The organism is Bacteroides sp. HF-162 (genome assembly GCF_015679285.1).
GTDB classification, from domain to species: Bacteria; Bacteroidota; Bacteroidia; order Bacteroidales; family Bacteroidaceae; genus Bacteroides; species Bacteroides uniformis.
In genome coordinates, this window is the sequence record NZ_CP064937.1 from 2,744,577 (window position 1) to 2,761,412 (window position 16,836).

Consider the following 16,836-nt stretch of genomic DNA (forward strand, 5'->3'; position numbering starts at 1 on the left):
AGTTCCAATGGGAAGAGCGTTTGAATATAGAAAAGCTGCCAAATTGAAAAGATGGGGTCACATGGCAAAGACCTTTACAAGACTGGGTAAACAAATTGCTATTGCGGTGAAGGCCGGTGGTCCGGAGCCGGAAAACAACCCGACACTGCGTTCGGTAATCGCTACTTGTAAGCGTGAAAACATGCCGAAGGATAATATTGAACGTGCTATCAAGAATGCGATGGGTAAGGACCAGAGCGACTATAAGGGTATGACTTATGAAGGATACGGTCCTCACGGTGTAGCTGTTTTTGTGGATACGCTGACTGATAATACTACCCGTACAGTAGCCGATGTGCGTTCCGTGTTCAACAAGTTCGGCGGTAACTTGGGAACAATGGGTTCACTGGCTTTCTTGTTTGATCACAAGTGCGTGTTCACTTTCAAGAAGAAAGACGGTATTGATATGGAGGAACTCATTCTTGACTTGATAGACTATGACGTAGAGGAAGACTACGAAGAGGATGAAGAAGAAGGTACTATCACTATTTATGGTGATCCGAAAAGCTATGCAGCTATCCAGAAACATTTGGAAGAGTGCGGTTTTGAAGATGTCGGCGGTGAGTTTACCTATATCCCGAACGATATGAAGGATGTGACTCCCGAGCAACGCGAAACCATCGACAAGATGATAGAGCGTCTCGAAGAGTTTGATGATGTACAGACGGTTTATACTAACATGAAACCGGAAGAAGGCGGAGAATAATGACATATACATACAAGACGCAAGGTACGTGTAGCAGTAACATCGAACTGGATGTGGAAGATGGTATTGTGAAAGAAGTGGCATTTTGGGGTGGATGTAATGGAAACCTGCAAGGACTTTCACGTTTGGTGAAAGGCATGCCGGTAGATGCGGTGATTGCTCGTTTGGAAGGAATTCGCTGCGGAAGACGTTCCACTTCCTGCCCCGACCAATTGTGCAAGGCATTGCACGAGATGGGGTATTGAGCCTCCTGCCTGAAAGAATGGATGAGAGCCCCTGACATTGAAAGATGCCAGGGGCTTTTTTTGAACCTAACATGGAGGTATTTGTTATTATTTGAGTATTTTTACGCTCTTAATTGAACAGACACAATGAAGAATATTTTTAAAGACTTGAAACGAAGAGACCACAAACGCTATCTGGGCGGTCTGGACGTTTTTAAATATATAGGTCCCGGACTGCTGGTGACTGTGGGCTTTATTGACCCGGGGAATTGGGCATCTAATTTTGCGGCAGGGTCTGAATTTGGCTATTCATTGCTGTGGGTCGTGACTTTATCCACTATCATGCTGATTGTATTGCAGCATAATGTGGCGCATCTGGGAATTGTAACCGGCTTGTGCTTGTCCGAAGCCGCTACCAAATATACTCCTTCCTGGGTGTCGCGTCCCATATTGGGCACAGCGGTATTGGCTTCCATCTCGACTTCGTTGGCAGAGATATTGGGAGGTGCCATCGCTTTGCAGATGCTGTTTGACATTCCCATCATATGGGGCTCTATCTTGACTACCGTATTTGTAGTCGTCATGCTTTTCACTAATTCCTACAAGAAGATAGAACGTTCCATCATTGCTTTTGTTTCGGTCATCGGGCTCTCCTTTATCTATGAGCTGTTTCTGGTGAAGATAGATTGGCCGCTGGCCGCACAAGGGTGGGTGACACCTTCATTCCCGCATGGGAGCATGCTGATTATCATGAGTGTGCTCGGTGCGGTGGTGATGCCGCATAATCTGTTTCTGCACTCGGAAGTGATACAGAGCCATGAATATAATAAGAAAGATGATGCGTCCATCCGTAAGGTGTTGAAATATGAATTGTTCGACACGCTGTTCTCTATGATTGTGGGATGGGCCATCAACAGTGCCATGATACTGCTGGCAGCGGCAACTTTCTTTAAAAGCGGTATTCAGGTGGAAGAGTTGCAGCAGGCCAAATCCTTGCTGGAGCCGTTGCTGGGGAGCAGTGCTGCCGTGGTTTTTGCATTGGCATTACTGATGGCGGGTATATCTTCTACGATAACCAGCGGTATGGCGGCAGGTTCTATCTTTGCCGGTATTTTCGGAGAATCCTATCATATCAAAGATAGTCACTCGCAGGTGGGTGTGATTCTGTCGCTGGGCATTGCACTGCTGCTGATTTTCTTTATCGGAGACCCGTTCAAAGGACTGCTGATTTCACAGATGATACTGAGCATCCAGCTGCCGTTCACGGTTTTCCTGCAAGTAGGATTGACTTCTTCGCGCAAAGTGATGGGGCAGTATGTAAACAGCAAATGGAGTACATTTGTACTTTATGCCATTGCTGCGGTGGTCACTGTGCTGAATATCATGCTGCTGGTATCCGAGTTGACATCTTGAATAATTCATTTTTAAGAAATCAAATAAGTAGTATGAAGATTATTACATATAACGTAAATGGGCTGAGGGCTGCCGTGACAAAAGGTTTTCCCGAGTGGCTGGCACAAGAGCAGCCGGATGTGCTTTGTTTGCAGGAAACAAAGTTGCAACCGGAACAGTATCCGGCAGAGGCGCTGGATTCTTTGGGGTATAAGCATTACCTATATTCTGCACAGAAGAAGGGGTATAGCGGAGTCGCTATTCTGAGCAAGCAAGAACCGGACCATGTGGAATATGGTATGGGTATTGAAGAATACGATAACGAAGGGCGCTTTATCCGTGCCGACTTCGGCGATGTGTCCGTTGTGAGTGTTTATCATCCTTCCGGTACTAGCGGTGATGAACGCCAGGCCTTTAAGATGGTCTGGTTGGAGAAATTCCAGGAATATGTATTGGAGCTGGAACGTACGCGTCCTAAACTCATTCTTTGCGGCGATTATAATATCTGCCATGAGGCAATAGACATTCACGACCCTATCAGGAATGCCACCAACAGTGGCTTCCTGCCTGAAGAGCGGGAGTGGATGACGCGCTTTCTCAATGCGGGATTCATAGATTCCTTCCGTTGGCTTCATCCCGACAAGCAGGAATATACGTGGTGGAGCTATCGCTTTAATTCACGTGCCAAGAACAAAGGGTGGCGCATTGATTATTGCATGGTGAGTGAACCGGTGCGTCCGATGTTGAAGGAGGCGAGAATATTGGGTGACGTTGTTCATTCGGACCATTGTCCGATGTTGTTGGAAATTACAGAATAATGATGATGGAAACAAAAGACAGAATCGAAAAAGCTGTGGAGCTTTTCAAGAGTGGCTATAACTGTTCGCAATCGGTAGTGGGAGCTTTTGCAGATATGTATGGTTTTACAGAAGAGCAGGCTTTCCGGATGTCCGCCTCTTTTGGTGGTGGCATAGGTCGTATGAGGCAGACATGCGGTGCTGCATGCGGCATGTTCCTATTGGCCGGATTGGAAAAAGGAGCTGTGGAAGGCAAGGACCGTGAAGGTAAGGCGGCAAACTATGCGTTGGTGCAGGAGCTGGCTGCTGAATTCAAGAAACGAAACGGCTCTTTGATATGTGCTGAATTGTTGGGGTTGAGAAAACCGGAAGGTTCGTCCGTTCCGGAAGCCCGTACCGAGCAGTATTATGCTAAACGCCCGTGTGCCAGGATGGTAGAGGTAGCTGCCCAAATTTGGACCGAATACCTGGAAAAAACGTCCTCAAAGTAAGAAAAAAGAACTTTTTTACCTCTTAGTAAGAAAAAAAGTGCCTAATAACGTGTTGTATAACATAAATATACCTATCTTTGCAGCGATATAAAAACACCGACATCTCTATCTTTGGAGATGAGGATAACGTTTAACTAAAAGCAAATAGAAATGTTAAAAGAAAAAGCTGGTAATGTTGCAGGACAGATTTGGACTGCACTGAATGGCACAGATGGCTTGACTCACAAGCAAATCAAGAAAGCAACTAAACTGATCGACAAGGACTTCTTCCTGGGATTGGGCTGGTTGTTAAGAGAAGACAAGGTCTCTACTTCTGAAGTGGAAGGCGAATTGTTTGTAAAGCTGAACTAAGCGAGGAATTGATTGGAATGTTATAAAAAGATGCGTTGGTACATGAATATGTTATCAACGCATTTTTTTTATTTGCTCTGTTTTCACTATCTTTGCGCACCCAATTAATAGATAGTTATTGACAATGAAGAATATACGAAATTTTTGCATTATTGCCCATATCGACCACGGTAAATCAACTTTGGCAGACCGTCTGCTGGAATTTACCAATACTATACAAGTAACTAACGGACAGATGCTGGATGACATGGACCTTGAGAAGGAAAGAGGTATCACCATCAAGAGCCATGCCATACAAATGGAGTATACATATAAAGGCGAAAAGTATATTCTGAACTTGATAGACACTCCGGGACACGTTGACTTCTCGTACGAGGTGTCACGTTCCATCGCCGCTTGTGAAGGAGCCTTGCTTATTGTAGATGCTTCGCAAGGAGTGCAGGCGCAGACCATTTCAAACCTCTATATGGCGATTGAGCATGATTTGGAGATTATTCCCGTCATCAACAAATGTGACATGGCAAGCGCCATGCCCGAGGAAGTGGAGGATGAGATCGTCGAACTGTTGGGTTGCAAGCGTGATGAGATTATCCGTGCTTCCGGCAAAACAGGCATGGGAGTGGAAGAGATTCTGGCTGCGGTCATTGAGCGTATCCCTCATCCGGAGGGTGACGAGGAAGCTCCGTTGCAGGCGTTGATTTTCGATTCTGTCTTCAATTCTTTCCGTGGTATCATTGCATATTTCAAGATAGTGAACGGTGTGATTCGTAAAGGGGATAAAGTGAAATTCTTCAATACAGGCAAGGAATATGATGCGGATGAAATCGGAGTGCTCAAAATGGAAATGATGCCACGTCCGGAGTTGCGTACGGGGGATGTGGGCTATATCATCTCGGGTATCAAAACCTCTAAGGAAGTGAAAGTAGGCGATACGATTACGCATATTGCCCGTCCTTGCGAAGAGGCCATCGCCGGTTTTGAGGAGGTGAAGCCGATGGTTTTTGCCGGTGTGTACCCCATCGAGGCAGAAGATTTCGAGGACTTGCGTTCTTCTTTGGAGAAGTTGCAGTTGAATGATGCTTCGCTGACTTTCCAGCCTGAGTCTTCATTAGCTTTGGGCTTTGGTTTCCGTTGCGGTTTCCTTGGGCTGCTCCATATGGAGATTGTGCAGGAACGCCTTGACCGTGAATTTGACATGAACGTTATCACCACCGTGCCCAACGTTTCCTACAATATCTATGACAAGCAGGGAAATATGACTGAAGTGCATAACCCCGGCAGCATGCCCGACCCTACCATGATAGACCGTATTGAGGAGCCCTATATCCGTGCCTCGGTGATTACCGCCACTGATTACATCGGCCCTATCATGACTCTTTGTCTGGGCAAGCGTGGCGAGCTGGTGAAGCAGGAATATATTTCAGGTAACCGTGTAGAAATATACTATGACATGCCTCTTGGCGAAATAGTTATCGATTTCTATGATAAATTGAAGAGTATCTCTAAGGGATATGCCTCTTTTGACTATCATCCCAACGGTTTTCGTCCTTCCAAACTGGTGAAGCTGGATATTTTGCTGAACGGTGAGCCGGTGGATGCTCTTTCTACCTTGACACACTTTGACAATGCCTACGAATTGGGACGCCGGATGTGCGAAAAGTTGAAAGACCTGATTCCGAGACAGCAGTTCGATATCGCCATTCAGGCTGCTATCGGTGCCAAGATTATTTCCCGGGAAACGATTAAGGCTGTGCGTAAGGACGTAACGGCCAAATGTTATGGAGGTGACGTGAGCCGTAAACGAAAATTGCTTGAGAAACAGAAGAGAGGTAAGAAGCGTATGAAACAGATTGGTAATGTGGAAGTACCTCAGAAAGCGTTCCTTGCAGTCTTGAAGCTGGATTGATGTCGAAAGGATGAAATCTTAAATCAAATATACTTCTTTATGATTATTTTGCGTACTGTGAAAAACTTCTCGTCGCTGAATATAGCGGCGAGCATCTTGCTGTTTTTGATGGCTATTTTGGCGGCCGTTATTGCTAATTCGCCGATGGCTCCGCTGTATCAGGGCTTTCTTTTGCAGGAACTGCATCTGCGTATCGGAGACTTCAACTTGTTCTCCCATGGCGGTCATCCGTTGAAAATGATTGAGTTTATAAACGACTGCCTGATGACTGTTTTCTTTCTGGCTGTGGGGTTGGAGATAAAGCGGGAACTGCTGGTGGGTGAACTTTCTTCCTTTCGTAAAGCCTCTTTACCTTTTGTAGCGGCGTGTGGCGGTATGCTGGTGCCGGTCATTGTCTATTCACTTCTGGTCGTTCAGGGCACTCCGGAAACGCGCGGTATGGCTATACCGATGGCTACGGATATTGCTTTTTCATTGGGTGTACTCAGTCTGCTGGGTAAACGGGTGCCTTTGAGTCTGAAAATTTTCCTGACGGCATTTGCAGTGGTCGATGATATTGGCGGCATTCTGGTTATTGCCATTTTCTATAGTTCCGAAGTGGCATACGGATATCTTATTGTAGCTGCTGTCCTTTATTTCTTCCTTTACTATATGGGGAAATTCGGTATGACACAGAAGATATTCTTCCTGCTTATCGGGCTGATTATTTGGTATTTGTTCCTTCAGTCGGGCATTCACAGCACTATTTCCGGAGTGATACTGGCCTTTGTAATACCGGCCCGTCCCCGTTTGGATGCCGGGAAATACATTAAGCGTATCCGCGATATCATCGGTGATTTTCCGGTTTCCAAATCGGATAATATTATATTGACCAATGAGCAGATTGCCACTCTAAAACAAGTAGAACGCGCTTCTGATTATGTGATTAGTCCTTTGCAATCCTTGGAAGACAATTTGCATGGTACGGTAAACTTTGTGATACTGCCGCTCTTTGCTTTTGCCAATGCTGGTGTGGTGTTCAGTGGAGGCGGTGGCGTTGTTGGAGCTGTTAGTATAGCGGTGGCTGCAGGATTGCTTCTTGGCAAGTTTATCGGTATTTTTCTATTCACCTGGCTGGCGGTCAAGAGTGGTTTGTCCTCGATGCCTCCGGGAATGAATTGGAGAAGTGTTGCCGGAGTATCCTTGTTGGGGGGGATTGGTTTTACGGTATCTTTATTTATTGCCAACCTTTCTTTTGCAGGAGAATATCCGGATCTGCTGAACCAGGCGAAGTTTGGTGTATTGCTGGGAACGATTGTTGCCGGTATGTTGGGATATATGGTACTGAATGCGGTGTTGCCGAAGGTTAAGAACAAATAGATCTCCACTTTGGAATACTGGACGAAGAATCGGTTCTTTAGGGATATTCAGTAAATCCTTTGAAAGATAAGTTGGCATGTGTCAATGATTTAAGAAAACGTATTCTCTGTTACAGAAACAGAAGAAATAGCCCATTATTCTTAAAAAACATTCGTATCTTTGCTGATACAAGTCGAAAAGGACCTTCCGGATATGAAGCACATAAAGGCAGTTGCCGGATACATATTGATTCTTTCTCTCTGCCTCGTGTGTGCATACCCTGCCCATGCGGAGACGCGGCGTATTGCGCTGATACACTCTTTCGAGCCGGGCTATCCACCTGCTGCGAAGGCTTTGGAACTGTTGCAAAGAGAGTTCAGTCTTCTCGGCTTGGACTGCGATGTACGCGAATACTATCTGGATTGCGACCGCTACATGGAGGAGGCAGAAAACCTCCGTATGGCTGGTTTCGTGGACGACCTCTCTGCCTGGGGAGCCGAGTTGATAGCCGTGCTCGACGACCAGGCTGCCTATGCGCTGATGGCATGCAGACACCCGTTGGCGCATGAAATACCCGTTGTGTTCAGCGGTGTGAACTATCCCAACATATCCCTGCTCCTGCAATACCCCAACATCACGGGCTATGCCGACACGCCCGATTACTTGCGTACCATACGTATGATAGAGAGTATCATGGGCAAGTCGCGCATCTGCCTGATGAACGGACAAGTGTTTCTGGACCGCAAGATATGGCATGCGTTGAATGAGCAGTGTCGTGGGCAGGGGTTCGCCATCGTGACCTCTACAGAGGGTGCTTACTTTGCCGGTTCCTCCTATCACCGTGTGCGCGAGAGGGAGACTATCAGCCCTATACTGAAACGGCAGAACATAGACGTGTTGCTGGACACCACGAAGATTGTGCGCATGACGAGCGACTCCATAGCGATACGCCATCTGATGTGGTTGGGACGCGGCGACAATACGTTGCTGCTCTACACCAAGCGAGACTATACCACCAAACGTGTGGGCATGCTTTTCGACAATCCCACGTTTCAGACCATCAACGAGGGCTTCGGCTTTGCCGACTACTTGCTGGGAGGATATTTCACTCCACTGGAAAGCCAGATAAGATACATGGCTACCGGTATCAAGGAACGTCTTGAAGGACGGATGCCCCGGCAGCAGGTGACGGAATGCGCCAAGCAGTACGTGCTGAACTGGCATGTGCTGCAGAAGTATGGTATCCCGCTCGAGAGTATCCCGGTGGAGTACACTGTGATGTATATTCCTTTTTCGGAGCGCTACCGCTATCCTATACTTATCGGTTCCATCTTGGGCGCAGTCTTCGTGCTGACGGTAATAGTCTTGCTCTCCTTCAGCCTGCTGCGCGAACGCAGGCGCAAGCGTGAGGCATTGCGAAACCTCCTCTACGAGCATGAGACCCTCTGCCTGGCCATCGAAGGAAATTCTACCTACGCCTGGCGACTGGAGGGAGATTCCGTGTCCTGCGACTCGCAGTTTTGCGAGCTTATTCATCATCGCCCCGGCCGTCTTCTGCTCGATGAAATCACTCCCTACATCCATCCCGACGACTTACCCGCCTTCCGCAAGAACATAGCGGCAAGGCATGAACGCACGCACCACAAGGGGCAGTATCGCTGTAACTTCACCGGTGAGTTCCAGTGGTGGGAGTTCAGCTACAATACCATCCACACCCCCGGACACGCACCCATCATAGCCGGATTGCTGCAGAATATCCAGGAACTGAAAGACCACGAGCAGGAGCTGATAGAATCCCGCGAGCTGGCGGAGCAGGCCGAACTGAAACAGTCGTTCCTCAACAACATGAGCCACGAGATCCGCACTCCGCTCAATGCCATTGTCGGCTTCTCGGATATGCTGGCCAATGAGCCGGAGTTTTCAAACGAAGAGCGGCAGGAGTTTGTGGACATTATCAACACCAATACCAAACTGCTGCTGAAGCTGGTGGGCGATGTGCTGGAACTGTCGCGCATCGAGTCGGGTAACCTCTCGTTCACCTTTCAGCGGGAGAGCGTGTGCCGGTTGCTCGATGACGTCTATCAGACGCATAGCCTGCTTATCCGGCCGCCGTTGCAGTTCCTCAAGGATTTCCCTCCCGAAGATGTGCAGGTGAATGTAGACCCCATGCGACTGACACAGGTACTCACCAACTTCCTGAACAATGCCAACAAGTTTACGAAAGGAGGCAGCATCCGGCTGGGGTATTGCTGTCCGTCCGGCATGAGCGAGGTACATCTTTATGTGGAAGACACCGGCATAGGCATTCCGCACAGCGAGCAGAAGATGATTTTCGAGCGTTTCTACAAGCGCAGCGAGTTTTCCCAAGGCGTCGGGCTGGGCTTGTCCATCTGTGTGCTCATTGTCGAAAAGATGGGAGGACGCATCGAACTCCAGTCCGAGGAAGGCCGTGGAAGCCGTTTCACAGTGGTACTGCCTTGTATTGAATAAATCCTTAAAAAATGTAATCGCGTTGTAATGCCTTTATATATAATTTTGCGTATCTTTGCCAATGTTTTAAGAAATATAACGTTTTAAGAAACTAATTTAAAAGACATTATGTTAAAGAGAGTAAGAATTATACTGACGGTGCTGCTGTTACTGGCCACCGTGGGTGTAGATGCGCAGGTCACCACAGCTTCTATGGCGGGTAAGGTGACGGATGCAAGTAATGAGCCCATTATTGGTGCCACTGTTCAGGCGGTGCACCAGCCTTCCGGTTCGCGCTACGGAACTGTGACCAATGTCGATGGACGCTATTCCATCCAGGGTATGCGCACCGGTGGTCCCTATCGGGTGGAGATTTCCTATATCGGCTATCAGACAGTTATTTATAAGGACATCACTCTCCAACTGGGCGAGGTGTATAACCTGAACGTAGAGATGAGCGAATCTTCTGAGCTGCTGAACGAAGTGATTGTGACGGCGGCCAAGACCAAGTTCACCGCCGAAAAGACAGGTGCCACTACCAACATCTCTTCTGCACAGATAACGCAGCTCCCTACCGTGAACCGTAGTATCAGCGACATCGCCCGCCTTTCTCCCTACGCCAATGGCATGAGCTTTGCCGGAGGTGACGGACGTTCCACGAACTTCACCATCGACGGTGCCAACTTCAACAACAACTTTGGACTGAGTTCCAACCTTCCCGGCGGCGGCAATCCCATCTCGATGGATGCCATCGAAGAAGTGCAGGTAGTTGTCGCCCCGTTCGACGTACGCCAGACGAACTTCATCGGCGGTGGCATCAATGCCATCACCAAGAGCGGTACGAACACATTCAGAGGTACTGCCTATACCTATTACCGCAACCAGGACATGCGTGGTAACCGCATCAACGGCGAGGATCTGGGAGCACGTTCCGATGAGTCCAAGACCACCTACGGCTTTACGCTGGGTGGTCCCATCATCAAGAACAAGTTGTTCTTCTTTGTGAACTACGAAAAAGAGAAGACTCCGGGAGAGGTTATAAAGTATCGCGCGCGCGAGGACGGCGAAGATGCGAAAGGTATGGTGTCCCGTACACTGAAGTCGGACATGGAGAAGGTGTACAACCATCTGAAGGACAAATACGGCTATGATGCAGGCTCCTACACCAATTTCCCTGCCGACGAGGAGAACACCAAGCTGCTGGCCCGCATCGACTGGAACATTACGGACCGCCATCGCTTGAGTCTCCGCTACAACAATACGAAGAATACGGCTTGGAATGCCCCGAACGGTAACTCTTCCGATACGGGATATCGTTTGAACAATACTTACCGCGTAGGTACGCAGTCTATGGCGTTTGCCAACAGCATGTATTCTATGGACAACAAGGTGCAGTCTTGGGCGGCAGATTTGAATAGTCGTTTCACCGATAAGATTTCCAATCAGTTGCTGTTTACCTACACCAATATTGAGGACATGCGCGGCACCAATTCTTCTCCTTTCCCCTTCATTGACATCATGGCAGGCAAGGACGAGAATGGAAACCAGATTCTGGAACCGTATATGAGCGCCGGTTACGAGCTGTTCACTTACAACAATGGTGTGAAGAACAAGATTACGAACATTACCGATAACTTCACTTTCTTCACCGGTAACCACAAGCTGACGGCAGGCCTTAGCTACGAGCACCAGTTTGCCAATAACGCCTATATGCGTAACGGTACGGGATACTATCGCTACAACAGTCTGGAAGATTTCCTGAGTGGCGCAGCTCCCGAATCATTCGCTTTGACTTATGGTTTCAACGGCGTGGCTAACCCCAATGCCCAGGTTACCTTCAACCAGCTTGGCTTCTATGCCCAAGATGAATGGAATCTCGGCAACAGTCTGAAACTGACCTACGGTATCCGTTTCGACAACTTGATGTTCGACAACGACGACCTCCAGAGAAACGATGCCATCTATGAGCTTGACTTCGACGGGCAGCACATCGACACCGGCAAGTGGCCGGATTCCAGATGGCAGATTTCTCCCCGTGTAGGTTTCGTTTGGGATGTGTTCAAGGACAAGTCGCTGAAAGTACGTGGAGGTACGGGTGTGTTTACGGGACGTCTGCCGTTGGTTTTCTTCACCAATATGCCGACCAATGCTTCTATGGTACAGAACTCCGTTACCTTTAAGACCCAATATGACAATGGAAAAGTGGTGGGCCACGATTCCCGTCTGGATCAGTTGGCAGGTGGCATGATTACGGACATGAACCAGATAATCGACAAGTTCAACCTCCCCACCACGATTGAGAAACACGTGGCGGGAAGCAAGATTTCCGGTGTGGCTCAGGACTTCAAGATGCCGCAGGTGTGGAAGTCGTCTATCGCGGTGGACTATCAGGTACCCGTATCTTTCCCCTTGACCGTGACGGGAGAGTTCATGTTTACAAAGAATGTGAATGCCGTTACCATCAACAATATCAACATCAAGAACCCCGACGAATGGAAGTACAATAAGCTGACCACCGTCAAGGGCGCTGATGGAAAAGAGGTGACAACTACGGAACTGCTGCATACGGGTATGCAACGTTTCAATGGTGCGGATAACCGTATGGTGTACTCTTATTCTCTTTATGACAATCCCGACAAGAATGTGAAATATGCAGGCGACTTCGTGCATTACAATGGCAAGAATGCCGTGGTGCTCGACAATACTTCCAAAGGTTACGGTTATACGGCAAACATCACGGTGAATGCCCAGCCGGTGGACGACCTGATGCTGATGCTGGCCTATACGCACACGGAGTCCAAAGAAGTTTCCGGTCTTCCGGGCAGCGACCCCATCTCTACTTGGCAGGGACTGAACACGATTGACGGTTCCAATTATGTGGATGCACAACGTTCACAGTATGTGGTTCCCGACAAGGTGATTGCTTCTGTGGGCTACTACATTCCCTTCAGACACAAAGGCCTGCTTCGCGGCACACACCTGAATCTGTTCTATTCCGGTTATTCTTCCGGCGGTTACAGCTTCTGCTACACCAACGACATGAACGGCGACGGCATCAACAACGACCTGATGTATATTCCGAAAGATGATAGTGAAATCAACTTCAAGACAGAGGAAGACCGCGTTGCTTTCTGGAAATTCGTAGAGCAGGATTCGTACCTGAAGAATCACAAAGGACAGTATGCCGAGGCTTATGCTGCCCGTGCTCCGTGGGTGCACCGCTTTGACTTCCGTCTGCTGGAGGATTTTGAATTCAAGATTGGCAAGACCAAGCATTGCTTCCAGTTGAGTTTCGACATCATGAACGTGGGTAATCTTATTAACTCCAAATGGGGTATCTCCAAGACCAACACCGTTTCCAACAGCAACCGAATCCTGAAGTATGAAGGGGTGAAGAGCGTCACTGATCTGACTCCGGTATTCTCCATGTATAAGGTGAACGGTGAATATCCTACCAAGACTTACGACACCTATCAGAACTACAGCGAATGCTGGAAGTTGCAAGTCGGTATCCGTTACGTGTTCAATTAATCGGGTGCAGATAACCTCCGCTGAATGGCGGAATATGATAAGGCAAGGGCTGTTCCGGGATTTCCGGGACAGCCCTTATTGTTTTTGGCTTTCTTTACTTTATTGTATTTCAACCTCCATAATCACAGGATTGTGGTCGCTGCACAAATCCAGGTCTGGAGAGTAGTATGCAATACCCTTCAGGCTGGGGGAGTGGAAGATGTAGTCAATACGCAACATGCGTTTGGCATAGCGGTAGGTGTACATGTATCCGTTTCCGGCAGTGCGGAATCCGTCTTTGAGGGTTTTCCTCAAATGATGGTAGGTGTAGGAGGAAGGTATTGAGTTGAAGTCGCCGCATAGCAGCACGGGATAGGGGCTGGTCTTGGCGTAGTGGCTGATGACGTAAGTCTGCGTGGCCCGCTTCATGAAGTTTTCGTGCAGGGTGCCTGCGGCATCTTTGGCTGCCTGGACTTCGCGGCGGGTGTCGTCGGTGGCCAGCTCGCGTTCCCACTTCCTGCGCTTCTGGCTGACGCTGGTGGTCTGCAGGTGGTTGTTTATTAGACGTATGGTATCCGTATCCATCACTACATCGCACATCATGCTACAGTTGGAGCTGCGCTGGTAAGTGATGAAACGGTGGTTCGCCAATGGATAGCGGCTGAATACGGCGATAGGCAGTACGCCCTTGGAGTCTTCGGAAGGGATGAGCGCGTGTGACCAATGCGAGAGTATGCGCCGTATGCTGTCCGTGGGGAAGTCGCTGTTGTCTCCGAACTCCTGGAAGCACAGCACATCCACGCCCTCCTGCTGCATGTACCGGGCTATCTTCTTGCAGGAATAACCGGTAATCTCACCTCCAAAGTTGTGTATGTTGTAGGTGGCTATCTTCAGATACTTGCCTGCCGGGGTTTTGTCTTTCGGCAGGTGGAGCTGGAAGACAGACGTCAGATATCCCCAGTTGCAGAAGAATGCCGCCAGCGGAACCAGTGCCCAGCGCTTATGGGCCAATGCCCAGCAGAGTGCCGTTATCAGATTGACAATCAGGAGTACGGGCACTGCCAGCCCCAGTAATGGCATGATGGCGGAATCGACCGGAGCCACGTTTCCTGAGAAGGCTGCCACTATGGTGATGGTGGCCAAAACGAATGTTGCTGCTATCAGGCAGATGTAGAACAGACCTTTTACGACGGACTTTCCCATGTTGTTTGCTTGTTTGTTTTGTTATGGTACCCTGCCATACAGAGCTTGTTACAGCATCTCTTCCACCGGGATATACAGCGAAGAGATGCTGTAATGTCTGTTATTTATTCACTACGTTCACCGGCTTGCCGTCTTGGTAGGCTTTGATGTTTTCGAGCATAATCAGCATGAGGCGTTCGCGCGCGGCCGTGCTTGCCCAGGCAATGTGCGGAGTGATGTAGCAGTTACGGGCAGAGAGCAATGGATTGTCGGCACGGGGAGGCTCCTGCGAGAGTACGTCTACGCCGGCGGCATAGATGGTGCCGTTGTTAAGTGCATTGGCAAGGTCTTGTTCGTTGATGAGCGGGCCGCGTCCGGTATTGATGAGGATGGCGGTGGGCTTCATCAGCCGGAGCCGTTCTGCATTCACCATCTCGCGGGTGGAGTCGGTGAGGGGACAGTGCAGGCTGATGATGTCACATTCGCGGAACAACTCGTCCAGCTCCATCTTGCGGATTTCGGGAGGAAGCTGGAAGTTGGTCTTGGAGGTGTAGGCACATACCTTCATACCGAAGCCGATGGCGATGCGGGCGGTGGTGAAGCCGGTGTGCCCCAGGCCTACGATTCCGAGCTTTTTTTCGCGCAGTTCGATGAGCGGCGTGTCCCAGAAGCAGAAGTCCTTGCTTGCTGTCCAGCGGCCTCGGTGCACCTCTTCAGAGTGGTGTTGCACTTGCTGGGTGATGTTCAGAATATGGGCAAAGACCATCTGGGCAACGGAGTCGGTGCTGTAGGCGGGAATATTGGTGACAATGATGCCGCGTTCTTTGGCAGCGGCGGTGTCTACGATGTTGTATCCGGTAGCCAGCACACCGATGTATTTCAGTTCGGGCAGTGCCGCCATGTGCTCAGCGGTGAGCACGGTTTTGTTGGTCAGCAGGATTTCTGCACCAGCGGCGCGTTCCAATACTTCCGCAGGGGCGGTGCGGTCGTAGATGGTGCACTCGCCCAAGGCTTGCAATTCGTCCCAGCAAAGGTCGCCGGGGTTGGCGGCATAGCCGTCTAATACTACTATATTCATGGAGTTATAAGTTATTTGTTGTGGGGATTTTCTGTATCCGAGTTTTAATCTCTAACTTTTAATTTTAATTGATAGTTTACCATTTCTTTTCCTCTCCCCAGAGTTGCTGCATCCGTTCCTTGTGCTTCTGCTCGGCAGGGTTGAGTTGTGGCTCCCAGATACGGCGGTCTTTCAATTCGTCGGGCAGGAATTGCTGCTTGACGAAGTTGCCGGGGTAGTCGTGAGCGTACTTGTACTTCTCGCCGTAGCCCAACTGCTTCATCAGCTTGGTAGGGGCGTTGCGCAGGTGCAGAGGGACGGGGAGGTTGCCCGTTTCACGTACCAGTTCCAGGGCATTGTTGATGGCCATATAGGCGGAGTTGCTCTTGGGGCTGGTGGCAAGGTATATGGTGGCTTCTGCCAGTGGGATACGTCCTTCGGGCCATCCCACTTTCATCAGCGTGTCGAAGCAGGCGTTGGCAAGCAGCAGTGCGTTGGGGTTGGCCAGTCCGATGTCTTCGGAGGCGGAGATGACGAGGCGGCGGGCTATGAAGGCAGGGTCTTCACCTCCTTCGACCATGCGCGCCAGCCAGTAGATGGCGCCATCCGGGTCGCTGCCGCGAATGGATTTGATAAAGGCGGAGATGATGTCGTAGTGCATCTCGCCGTCCTTATCGTAGGCAAGAGGGTTCTGTTGCAGGCGTTCGGTCACCATGTCGTCGGTGATGAGGACAGGGTCTGCGGCTTCGGAGTCTACCACCAGTTCGAGGATGTTGAGCAGCTTGCGGGCGTCTCCTCCGCTGAAGCGGAGCATGGCGGTGGTTTCTTCCAGTTCTATCTTCCGTTCCTTCAGCACGGTGTCTGTGGTGATGGCACGTTGCAGCAGTTCCAGCAGGTCGTCCTTCTCCAGTGACTTCAAGGTATAGAGCTGGCAGCGGGACAGCAGCGGGCGGATGACCTCGAACGAAGGGTTCTCCGTGGTGGCGCCTATCAGCGTCACGGTGCCTTGCTCCACGGCTCCCAGCAGTGAGTCTTGCTGCGATTTGCTGAAGCGGTGTATCTCGTCAATGAAGAGGATGGGACTGGCTTGCGAGAAGAAACGGTTGCTCTTGGCGCGCTCTATCACGTCGCGCACGTCCTTCACGCCGCTGGTCACGGCACTGAGCGTATAGAAAGGAGTTTCCAGCTTGTTGGCGATAATCTGCGCCAAGGTTGTCTTTCCCACTCCCGGAGGACCCCATAGGATAAACGAAGAGATACGTCCTGCATCAATCATCTTACGCAGCACTGCACCTGGTCCCACTAAATGTTTCTGACCGATATATTCATCTAATGTTCTTGGTCTAAGCCGTTCTGCTAATGGTTGCATAGTAT

The 16,836-nt window shown here is 49.6% G+C and carries 13 protein-coding genes; 10 read left to right on the forward strand and 3 right to left on the reverse strand.

Features of this window, described 5'->3' with window-relative positions; translation table 11 throughout:
* The first annotated feature begins 7 nt into the window (after positions 1-7).
* The 10 genes from ITJ87_RS11200 to ITJ87_RS11245 all read left to right on the forward strand — a co-directional run bounded on the left by ITJ87_RS11200 (position 8) and on the right by ITJ87_RS11245 (position 13,244).
* Complete coding sequence (locus ITJ87_RS11200; RefSeq protein WP_005828265.1) at positions 8-745, forward strand: YebC/PmpR family DNA-binding transcriptional regulator; 738 nt, start codon at positions 8-10, stop codon at positions 743-745.
* The gene (locus ITJ87_RS11205; protein WP_005828266.1) at positions 745-990 is read left to right on the forward strand and encodes a TIGR03905 family TSCPD domain-containing protein; all 246 of its coding nucleotides are present in this window, start codon (positions 745-747) and stop codon (positions 988-990) included. The genes ITJ87_RS11200 and ITJ87_RS11205 overlap by 1 nt, the downstream gene beginning before the upstream one ends.
* Positions 991-1,116: 126 nt before the next feature.
* Positions 1,117-2,382, forward strand: coding sequence for an Nramp family divalent metal transporter (locus ITJ87_RS11210; protein WP_008663224.1), 1,266 nt, complete (start codon positions 1,117-1,119; stop codon positions 2,380-2,382).
* Between the two features lie 32 nt (positions 2,383-2,414).
* Positions 2,415-3,179 (forward strand): exodeoxyribonuclease III, encoded by a 765-nt coding sequence (locus ITJ87_RS11215; protein ID WP_061411850.1) that lies wholly within the window; start codon positions 2,415-2,417, stop codon positions 3,177-3,179.
* Positions 3,179-3,649 carry a C-GCAxxG-C-C family protein gene (locus tag ITJ87_RS11220; protein ID WP_034532774.1) on the forward strand — a complete coding sequence of 157 codons (471 nt, stop codon included), beginning with the start codon at positions 3,179-3,181 and terminating at the stop codon, positions 3,647-3,649. The genes ITJ87_RS11215 and ITJ87_RS11220 overlap by 1 nt, the downstream gene beginning before the upstream one ends.
* A gap of 150 nt (positions 3,650-3,799) precedes the next feature.
* A complete protein-coding gene (locus tag ITJ87_RS11225; RefSeq protein WP_005828272.1) occupies positions 3,800-4,000 on the forward strand; it encodes a winged helix-turn-helix domain-containing protein in 201 nt (66 codons plus the stop codon).
* A 124-nt stretch (positions 4,001-4,124) separates the two neighbouring features.
* On the forward strand, positions 4,125-5,906 hold the full coding sequence (lepA, locus tag ITJ87_RS11230) for a translation elongation factor 4 (protein ID WP_117600558.1): 1,782 nt from the start codon (positions 4,125-4,127) through the stop codon (positions 5,904-5,906).
* Between the two features lie 39 nt (positions 5,907-5,945).
* Entirely contained in the window at positions 5,946-7,265 is a 1,320-nt protein-coding gene (gene nhaA / locus ITJ87_RS11235) for a Na+/H+ antiporter NhaA (protein ID WP_117964452.1), read from the forward strand.
* Positions 7,266-7,457: 192 nt separating this feature from the next.
* Complete coding sequence (locus tag ITJ87_RS11240) at positions 7,458-9,734, forward strand: PAS domain-containing sensor histidine kinase (RefSeq protein WP_117964499.1); 2,277 nt, start codon at positions 7,458-7,460, stop codon at positions 9,732-9,734.
* A gap of 108 nt (positions 9,735-9,842) precedes the next feature.
* Entirely contained in the window at positions 9,843-13,244 is a 3,402-nt protein-coding gene (locus ITJ87_RS11245) for a TonB-dependent receptor (protein WP_117964451.1), read from the forward strand.
* A 99-nt stretch (positions 13,245-13,343) separates the two neighbouring features.
* On the opposite strand, the gene ITJ87_RS11250 is transcribed toward ITJ87_RS11245, so the two are convergent.
* From ITJ87_RS11250 to ITJ87_RS11260, 3 genes are all read right to left on the reverse strand, one after another.
* Positions 13,344-14,426, reverse strand: coding sequence for an endonuclease/exonuclease/phosphatase family protein (locus ITJ87_RS11250; protein ID WP_196096224.1), 1,083 nt, complete (start codon positions 14,424-14,426; stop codon positions 13,344-13,346).
* A 100-nt stretch (positions 14,427-14,526) separates the two neighbouring features.
* The gene (locus ITJ87_RS11255) at positions 14,527-15,483 is read right to left on the reverse strand and encodes a D-2-hydroxyacid dehydrogenase (protein WP_117964449.1); all 957 of its coding nucleotides are present in this window, start codon (positions 15,481-15,483) and stop codon (positions 14,527-14,529) included.
* A gap of 76 nt (positions 15,484-15,559) precedes the next feature.
* Positions 15,560-16,831 (reverse strand): replication-associated recombination protein A, encoded by a 1,272-nt coding sequence (locus ITJ87_RS11260; RefSeq protein WP_117600552.1) that lies wholly within the window; start codon positions 16,829-16,831, stop codon positions 15,560-15,562.
* Positions 16,832-16,836: the final 5 nt, after the last annotated feature.